Source organism: Paraburkholderia sp. BL18I3N2 (assembly GCF_003001875.1).
Taxonomy (GTDB): domain Bacteria; phylum Pseudomonadota; class Gammaproteobacteria; order Burkholderiales; family Burkholderiaceae; genus Paraburkholderia; species Paraburkholderia phytofirmans.
Map to the genome: position 1 here is coordinate 1 of NZ_PVNC01000048.1, position 7,473 is coordinate 7,473.

Here is a 7,473-nt window from a genome sequence, read left to right on the forward strand (position 1 = left end):
GACGCAAACAGCGAACGTCCCGACGACACACTCACGTCCCGTCCCGCCGTCACCGCGTGATCGTTCGCGCTCGCCATATGCGTGCTGTCTGCGGCAGTGGTCGCGACGCCGGCCGCACTCGCAATGACCGCGTCCGGGCGCGTCATCTCCGGCGATGGATTTTCCGGCGTCCTGGCGCCGCCCCTGATCGCGTCGTTCTGCGTCCTGATCGTGCTGGCCGCATCGCTCTGGCTTGCTTGCGGCGTCTGCGCGTTGTGCTGCTTCGCGAGCAGCGACAGGTCCTCATGCTGCTGCCGCGCCTGCGTGAGCCGCTGTACCGTCTCGCCCATATCCTTTACCGGAGCGGTCGCGCCCGCGCGCGCCTCGGTCGTCACGAGCAGCCCCCGGCTCGCCCGCATCACCGCATGCGCATCGGTGGCAATCTCGATCCCTTCGCCGCGCGCCTCGGCGCGCCCCCGGTTGCCGTCGATGCGCGTATTGAACCCCGCCACAAACCGCGAATTCGCCTGGTCGCTCGACAGCTGCGCCTGCATCCTGCCGGGTGTATCGTCCAGCGCGAGATGGTTCGAGCGCCGGCCATACCCAAGGCTGCTGCTGCGGATGCCGCTGAGTGCCGCGTTGGCCGGCAGTGCCCACGGCGGCATGTTGAACCTGTCCACGACGAAGCCCGCAACAACCGGCCGGTCGGGGTCGCCGTGGACATGGGCGACGAGGACCATCTGTCCCGCCCGGCCCGGTGCGACAACGCCCATCTCGCCACCCTGCCACTGGCTCATGACGCGCACCCAGATCGAGGTTGAGTCATCCAGTTTTGCCTGACGGTCCCAGTCGAACTGGATGCGCAGCCGGTTGCGGGAGTCGATGAACATTTCCTTGTCCTGCGGCGCGACCACCACGGCGTATTCATAGCCGTCCATGCGTGGCCTCGGCGTGAGCTGCGGCAGCCGGAAATACTCGTTCGACGGTTGCAGTTCAAATTCCGTGTTGACCGAGTACTGACGCCAGTCGCCTGAGGACGTGCCGACTTCAGTGATATCCAGCGTGCTGCGCAGAACGATGTATTCACGGTTCGCGCGCTGCTGCGGATAGCCGGTCAGCGTGAACGTGCGGCCGGGCTGCAGCCCCTGAAGATGGCCCCTGCCGGTTGCGCGCAGCCCCTGGCAGCGTCTCGCTTCGAGTTTGACCCGCGCAAGATACCGGGCTTCCTCCCGCTCGTCGTTCGCGTCGGCAAACGTGCGCCGGGCCTCCGGCTGCGCGAAGTCGGCGGGTTCGTAGATTTCGATGGCCTGGCTCGCCGTGCCGCGCAAGTCTTCGTAACGTTCGCGGTTCGGTGCGAGACTCTTTGCAAGTCGCGGCTCCACGTAGTTGTGGTCGTTGACTTCGGCGCTGCCCGGCGTCAGCGTGTACGACACCGACAGTTCGCTGATATGTTCCTCATCGATCCGGCCGGCCGGATGATAGCGAAGCGTTTCATAGGCCACGCCGTGCGGACGGAAGCCGCTCAGCAGGTCGGATATGACGAGCGAATGAAAGTCGTCACGATGCTCAAACCAGTAGCAGAGCCCGAACTCTTCCATTAAACGGGATATGAATGCCCAGTCTGATTCCCACGCCTGCCGGATCATGTCGCGCGGCGGGTAGCTGCGGCTGTTATACATTCCGCCGATACGCCATTCAACCGTGCCCACATAAGGCTGCAGGACTTCTTCGAGCACCTTGGTCACCGAACCATGAAAGATGCGCGAATCGCAGTTCAGCGTCGCGCGCCACACAAACGGACGCAGCACGAACTCGAAAATCGCCGCGCGGTCTTCAACGCAACTGATTCGCGCCGAAACGATTTCGCCGCTGATGTAGCGGGTATCGGCGCCGACATTCGCGCGCCCGCTATCGCCTGTCGCGCCCGCACGGAAGGTGCCGATGCCGGTGATCTGGATCGCCACGGTGCCGGCTGTGCCGACGATGCTCTCCAGATCGATCTGCGCGGCGCTCTCGGGGTCTTCCAGAAAGTCCGGGTTCTCGACTGCTGTCTCAACGATGTATTCGAACAGTTCGCCGACCGCCTCGCGTCCGCTGACCCGGCGAACGGTCAGCATCGGCGCGCGCTTTTCCGTGAACTGCCTGTTGCTGTATGCGACGCCGACGATTTCGGGAAGCGCGGCACCGCTGAACGTGACGGTGTGTGTCTGGGTCATCCACTGGGTCACGCGCACCTCAATAGAGTTTGCGTTAGTGCATCGCCGGTCATGTCCGGCGTGCGCGGTCGAGTCAACCACGACATTTGCTGCCCCTCGGAAGTTCTTCTTTTAAAACCGCTGGAATCCGCCTGTTACGCACTCCGCGAGAGACCTGAACTGCGCCAGCCTGTCATGCAGGACGACGCCCGTGTCGGGCCGTTAGCGACGCCGTTATGTGCCTTTTACCTCCAGTATTCTCCCGTTCATTATCAGATTGGCACCTCGTAGGCGTACATAAGACGACTGTAAAAACTGGTCAAACAGAAAAAATAGATAGGCATCTCGCATAGCGGGCTGACAGATATCATCAGTATGGTTAACTACCCAATCTATTGATGTTGTGCCGGATGCCGCGAGCGGGCGGCGTGCCTGATGTGTCTTGCGATCGACAGGATAAAAAAGGCCGCCGGCAAAGCGGACTGTGAAAGAGGATGAACGTCCGAAGCGAAGCCTGCGACGGAGGGCAATGACTTCTACCTGCGGACGCAGGTTAATTTCGCGGCATCTGGCGGGCCTGGTCTTCCGTGCCCGAACGATGTAGCGCGAGCCACAAGTCCAGATCGTATTCGCGGTCGGGATGGCGTCTTATGACGTTAGCGATGGCGCGCTGACTGTTACGCCTGACGGTTTCATTTCCTCCCGGCTTGTAGAGCGCCTCACTTGGCGCGAGTTGCTCGATCCGCCGGCTCAGCGAGCCCGCAACCGGTTCGCCAGCGCGGCCGGGTTCCGCGTGGGCGTTTGACGTGCCGATCATGCTGGATTGAAGCTCACGCTCTCATCACTTGACGAGCGCGGCGACTCAGATCAATTGTCGGATTGGCCACCTTCACGGGGTGTCCCCCCTTGCTGTCGCTGCGCGTGCACCACACGATCACGCTCCGCTTGCGCGGCGATCTTCGCGTCGACCGGGTCATCACGCTGCCGCATCAGCCAATAGACGATCCCCAGTGCCACCAGCGCAAATGCAAGCGCCGCGATCTGGGCGGGCGCACTGGCCGGATCGAGAATGATGAATTTGCGGGCGATAGCCAGCAGCGCAATTAGAAGCACCGTTTTGACCTGCACGATGTGATCGCGCCGCGCCATCACGCGCGTAATCGAATGCTTGAATTCCATCGCGATCAGCAGCGTCATGACCATCCCGAAGATGGTCTGATACACCGCGTGATCCAGCGGGTTCAGCGCGTCCGAAACCAGCAATGAAATCACCGCGTGGATCAACTGCCAGAGCGAAACGAGGATAATGATAGAGATCACGAAGCTCAGCACATGCACGACAAGCTGCTCGAATCGTTCATAAAAGGTGAGCATGTCCCACTGCAGACGCAACGCATCGAGATCCTTGCGTAGCCAGCTTTTCTTACTTTTCATGATTTGACTCCCGGAGGGCCGTCGCTGCGCCGTGAGCGCACCGCACGTGCATGGATTGCACATGCGCCGTGCACAGTCCATTCGACGGTCGTAGCGCACATGCTACGGTCCTTCGCGTTTGCTCGGCTTCTTGATGGATAGCTGCCCGCAACGGAACCGACGTATTCGGTCATTGAAAACAGCGGCCGAACTATCTCGCGCTTCTGATACAGGTTCCTATCGAGTATTCGAAAAAATACGGAGCCGGAAGCGGCAGGTCCATGCACTGTACCCCAATGAGCGCGATGTGGAATACGCCATCTTGGCGGCGCCACAGCAATTGCGTCACTACCCGCCTGACCGGGGATGCGCCGATCGGTCGTCGACCGCTCATACGAGCTATGCAGGACTCGCTTGACGCACGGTCAATGCAGCCTCGCGCGTGTCACGCGCGGCTGTGCCTGGCACGTCTAATACTTCGTATGTGTCAGCTCGCCAGCAGCTCATCAGCTGGCGACACCCGCTTTAGAGACGATACGGCTCGCCTGTGGAGGATCGGGCCCTCGTGGTCTTTTGCGCATTTTGCCGAAACGCAGTTTATCGGCGCGCCTTCCCTCATGCAGTCCACAAAAGCGAGCGCTAATCTGTACATCCCCGAATTAGCGACTAGACTTGAATATCGTCGGTGCATGCTCACGCAAGAGGCACGTATGCGCTATTCAGTCACGATTGGGACGTGCGATCGAGCGAGGCAGACCGATGCCGAAGACCGTTCAAACCGCTGAGCAGATTCGCGACGAACTGCAGAACCGCATGGCGAAAATCGGCGCTGACGTGCCGGGAGCTTTGCGCGCGCGCATACCGCTACCGGAGCGGCACCCGCCCGACGCATCCGGCCGCAACTGGAACATGGTGCCGCTCAATGACCTCGGCGTAGATTGCGCACATCATGTCCAGAAGGTGATCGAAGACATGCGCACCGAGTTCGTGCTTCCAGATTGACGCCTTGATACGAAACCGGAGCCGCTCATGCAAACGCACGTGTTTGAGCATCGAGGCTACGAGATCGCGGTACAGCCGGAGCAGAATGCATACGGCGCGTGGCAGGCGAAGGTGAGTGTGCGCCATGCCGATAGCCCCGAGGCCGAATTCCGTCTGGAGACGATTCAGCCGGAATGGCTTACGCAGGAGGAGGCGGTGCGCGACGGCATCGAATGGGGCACGCGTTTTGTCGATCGCAAGCTGGAAGAGTCGCACGACCTGATGTGATGGAACCGTGAGCGGAAAGCGAACAAAACCCGGCAGGTTCGTGAAAGACGCCACCCTCCGATGCGCTTACGGTGCACGAATACGGCCAACCGCCGCTATCCTGGCGCGGCCGCCTGCTTGTGAAGCGCGAGAGAACGAAACAAAGTCGTGACGTCCAAAAAGGTGGATACGTTATTCATGGTCAGGATCTATGGACGCATGCGCAGCGCAAATGGCTACGCGATACGCGACTTCCTGCATCGCTGCGACATACCGTTCGAATGGATCGAACTGGGCAGCGATAAGGAAGCGGAGGAACTGGCGCATGTGCAGCACCTTGCCGATTCGCGCTTGCCGGTCTGCGTCTTCCACGACGGAACGCGGCTGGAATGTCCCACCATCCGGCAAATCACGGAGAAGCTCGGCTGGTTTGCGAGTCCCTCCCGTGAGGCTTACGATCTGGCGATTTACGGCGCAGGACCGGCGGGATTGAGCGCCGCGGTGTACGGTGCATCGGAGGGACTGCATACCGTGCTGGTGGAGCGCTGGGCACTGGGCGGTCAGGCAGGTAGCAGTTCGAAGATCGAGAACTATCTGGGCTTTCCACAGGGCGTGAGCGGCGCGGAACTCGCTGAACGGGCGCGCGACCAGGCCGTCAAGTTCGGCGCGGAAATCCTGCTGGCGCGCGCCGGCGTGCACGCGGAGTTCCCGCCGGGCCAGGGCATCGTGTATCTGGAAGACGGCACGCGTATCACGGCGCGCACCTCGATCTGCGCGACCGGCGTCGCATATCGCACGCTAGGCCTGGCAGGTGAAGAGCGCTTTCTCGGCGCGGGCCTTTATTACGGCGCCGGCGCCAGTGAGGCCACGCTGATCCATGGCGAAGACGTATATGTGGTGGGCGGCGGCAATTCGGCGGGACAGGCCGCCATGCATTTTTCGCAGTCCGCCAACCGCGTCTATATGCTCGTGCGTGATGCCTCGCTCAAGAACACGTTGTCCCAATACCTGGTGGATCGCATCACATCGGCGTCGAACATTGAAGTGCGCACCTGCACCGAAGTTACCGCGCTCGCAGGTAATGACGTGTTGCAGGAGATCACGCTGACCGATGTGCGAACCGCACGGTAAAAACGAATTGGCTATTCGTCTGCATTGGCGGCGTGCCGCAGACGGAATGGGCGCAGGAGGTCGGCGTCGTTCGCGATGAAGGCGGCTATCTCGTAACCGGTCCCGATCTGCAGGAATTTCGGGCGAACCTGAATTGGCCTCTCGAACGCGCGCCGCTGCATCTGGAAACAAGTGTGCCCGGCGTATTCGCAGCGGGCGACGTGCGTCACGCATCGATCAAGCGCGTGGCGTCGGCAGTCGGCGAAGGGGCAATGGCTGTGGCGCTGGTTCATCGCTATCTGAATAGCGCTTGAGCACGAGTGCAATCTTGATCCCCGCACGTCAGCGCATACTTGACCGAGGAGCACGATCATGACCCCTGGTTGCACGCACCTGGGCGAAGCCCGCATTCTCCGCACGTCCATCGACTATTGCGAGGACTGCGTGAAGCTTGGCCAGCCGTGGGTACATTTAAGGCTTTGTCTTTCTTGCGGACACGTCGGCTGCTGCGATTCGTCGCCCAACCGGCATGCAAGCAAGCATTTTCACGCGACCGGTCATCCGCTGGTACGTTCAATCGAACCCGGCGAAACATGGATCTGGTGCTATCGCGACGAGATCGTAGCAGGTGAACTTGAATCGTGAGGCCGACGCCCCCGCACGGGCGGGCAGCGTCGCGTCCTTGATCACGCCAGCGTCACGCATGTGCCGGTACCTGCGTTGACGCCTCGCTGGGCGCTTCAGTGGGCGATGCTCCTTTCTGCACAAGCACAGAGCGTGTACCTGAGTCGTAAGTCATCGTGACCTTGTCGCCATCGCGCACGTCGCCTCGCAACAGCGCATCGGCGAGTTGCGATTCCACTTCAAGACGGATCTTGCGTTTGAGCATCCGTGCGCCGAACTCGGGGTCATAGCCGATCTGTGCAAGATGATCGCGCAACCCGTCGTCGAACGACAGATCGATGCCTTGGGCCAACGCGGTACGCCGTACGCGCGCAAGTTGCAGGTCTACGATACGGCGAATCTGCTCCTTGCCGAGTGCATGGAACACGACGACTTCATCGACCCGGTTTAAAAACTCGGGCCTGAACCGATCCATCAGACTTGCCGACGGGTTCCTTTCCTGACATTCGCACCTTTGCGGACGCGAGCATCGGATCGCTGCAGCGGATGCGCCTACCAACCCAAGCGGGGGTTCGCCCATTAAACGATTCCGCGCTAGCGCTATCGTTCCCTTGAGGGCTGCGACTAGCGAACGCGCGGACCTCAACCGGCCGGACGGATAGACACACGGCACAGGCGTGACGCTCGCCTCACGCGGCGAGTGCTCCATCGACCGCGGCCAGGTACTGCCTGAAGCCTGCCTGCAGCAGCACGGTTCGCACGCGCCTAAGCTCGCATCGCACGGCTTCGTCTGCAGGCGCCTGCAGGATGTGCGCGAGCGCGCGGCCGCGCGCCGCGAACAGCTCGGCCCAAGGCAGCGGTTCGCGCCTCGTGTAGTCCTCCAGTGCCGTCACGTAGAGCAGCA

9 protein-coding genes and 1 pseudogene are annotated in these 7,473 nt (G+C 61.4%); 5 read left to right on the forward strand and 5 right to left on the reverse strand.

Annotation, left to right across the window (positions count from 1 at the left end):
- The 3 genes from B0G75_RS39635 to B0G75_RS39645 all read right to left on the reverse strand — a co-directional run.
- A partial coding sequence (locus B0G75_RS39635; protein WP_258194969.1) for a type VI secretion system Vgr family protein occupies positions 1–2,195 on the reverse strand: 2,195 nt, incomplete at its 3' end.
- Positions 2,196–2,727: 532 nt separating this feature from the next.
- Positions 2,728–2,991, reverse strand: coding sequence for a hypothetical protein (locus tag B0G75_RS39640; protein WP_106314932.1), 264 nt, complete (start codon positions 2,989–2,991; stop codon positions 2,728–2,730).
- Between the two features lie 50 nt (positions 2,992–3,041).
- Entirely contained in the window at positions 3,042–3,608 is a 567-nt protein-coding gene (locus B0G75_RS39645) for a phosphate-starvation-inducible PsiE family protein (protein WP_106314933.1), read from the reverse strand.
- Positions 3,609–4,346: 738 nt separating this feature from the next.
- Between B0G75_RS39645 and B0G75_RS39650 the strand changes: the two genes are divergently transcribed.
- From B0G75_RS39650 to B0G75_RS39665, 5 genes are all read left to right on the forward strand, one after another.
- Positions 4,347–4,589: a hypothetical protein gene (locus B0G75_RS39650; RefSeq protein ID WP_106314934.1), complete on the forward strand. Its 243-nt coding sequence runs from the start codon at positions 4,347–4,349 to the stop codon at positions 4,587–4,589.
- Between the two features lie 27 nt (positions 4,590–4,616).
- Positions 4,617–4,856 (forward strand): DUF6566 family protein, encoded by a 240-nt coding sequence (locus tag B0G75_RS39655; protein WP_106314935.1) that lies wholly within the window; start codon positions 4,617–4,619, stop codon positions 4,854–4,856.
- Positions 4,857–5,003: 147 nt separating this feature from the next.
- A complete protein-coding gene (locus tag B0G75_RS39660; RefSeq protein WP_258194970.1) occupies positions 5,004–5,966 on the forward strand; it encodes an NAD(P)/FAD-dependent oxidoreductase in 963 nt (320 codons plus the stop codon).
- 32 nt (positions 5,967–5,998) lie between these two features.
- Positions 5,999–6,259 (forward strand): NAD(P)/FAD-dependent oxidoreductase, encoded by a 261-nt coding sequence (locus B0G75_RS41805; RefSeq protein WP_258194971.1) that lies wholly within the window; start codon positions 5,999–6,001, stop codon positions 6,257–6,259.
- 58 nt (positions 6,260–6,317) lie between these two features.
- Complete coding sequence (locus B0G75_RS39665; RefSeq protein ID WP_106314936.1) at positions 6,318–6,590, forward strand: UBP-type zinc finger domain-containing protein; 273 nt, start codon at positions 6,318–6,320, stop codon at positions 6,588–6,590.
- A gap of 52 nt (positions 6,591–6,642) precedes the next feature.
- On the opposite strand, the pseudogene B0G75_RS39670 reads toward B0G75_RS39665, so the two are convergent.
- Together B0G75_RS39670 and B0G75_RS39675 are read right to left on the reverse strand one after the other, a co-directional pair.
- Positions 6,643–7,041: pseudogene (locus B0G75_RS39670) on the reverse strand (Clp protease ClpC); the annotation flags it as partial.
- Between the two features lie 217 nt (positions 7,042–7,258).
- Positions 7,259–7,473 (reverse strand): hypothetical protein (locus B0G75_RS39675; protein WP_146142608.1); only part of this gene is annotated, 215 nt, incomplete at its 5' end.